Origin of the sequence: Bifidobacterium asteroides, assembly GCF_003202695.1 — a bacterium.
GTDB lineage: Bacteria > Actinomycetota > Actinomycetes > Actinomycetales > Bifidobacteriaceae > Bombiscardovia > Bombiscardovia asteroides_G.
Window position 1 is genome coordinate 1 of the sequence record NZ_QGLL01000004.1, and the last position, 1,074, is coordinate 1,074.

Annotated in this window: 1 protein-coding gene; it reads right to left on the reverse strand. The window is 58.7% G+C overall.

The genetic code is table 11. The features are described 5' to 3' along the window. Positions 1-1,035: InlB B-repeat-containing protein (locus DKK75_RS02000; protein ID WP_309146200.1), on the reverse strand; the 1,035-nt coding region annotated here is incomplete at its 3' end. Positions 1,036-1,074 lie beyond the last annotated feature (39 nt).

A 1,074-nucleotide genomic window follows, 5' to 3' on the forward strand; every position in this document is an offset into this window, starting at 1 on the left:
GTGATTGATATCGATGGCTATAGCGTAATCGTCTCCTGCGCTGACTTGGAGGAAGCGAACGTCATTTGGCACTTCTATTCGTTCTGGCTGATTGGCAGGCGCGGTGGCGCTGGGGGTGCGTCCCAGCTGTCCCTTGCTGTTGTCTCCCCAGCTGTATATCGCTCCGGTCGAATCGAGGGCTAGCGAAAAGTCTTTTCCTGCGCTGAACTGGCTGATGCGAATATCGCCTATGGCCGGCGCAGTCAGGGTGGCTGGCGTGTTGCCGGAGGTAGGACCATGGCTAGGGGTAAGACTCCATGAATCGGGACCCTTGACCCAGCGGGCCGTCAGTGTGAGGTCTCCGGTGACGGGCTGGGTAAAGTCATACGCGAGGTTCCCGTTGAACCACCCGACAAAGGAAGCGCCTTTGCAGTAGGGGTTTGCAGGGCGATTCACCCTATCTCCGGATGTGACTGACGCCTTTGGCGTCGTCGAGCCCATCTCGCTTTTGAAGGTTACCGTGTATGTCGCCGACGAGCGTGGCCGAACTGGGCTTTCATCGGTATTGCCGGAATCCTTGGGATCGCTTTGAGTCGGGGTGGGCGCAGGAGCAGGATCAGTGGATGGCGCCGGCTGCTCAGAGTTCTGTGGCGTTGGAGTGGTCGACGGAGTCTCTGATGTGTCTGGGGTGGCTGCGGGTGCAGAAGGCGTCGCGGGTTTTGCCGGCGAATCCTGTGAGGTTGCATTGCTGGAGGCGATGCCGGAATTCTGCTTGTTTACCCCAGAGTCCGCCGACCCCGTCTCCTTGGTGTCTTCCAGCGCGGTCGTTGCGTTCGCGTCGGACGCGCTAGGCTTGCTCGTGGCCGCATTGGCCGTAGCGACTGTGCCGGTAAGAAGGCCGACTGACAAAGTGACAGCGAGCAGCCGGCCAATGACAGTGGTTGACCGATCTGGCTTGTTCCGACGATGACGCATTATTGACGCATTCCCCTTCTTCATGATCACAGGCCCGTTATCAAATAATCCCAAGCAAAACGGGCAACCCGCCGGGAACATCCCCGACCTGACCTGAAACAACTTTATCACGTCTCTAGA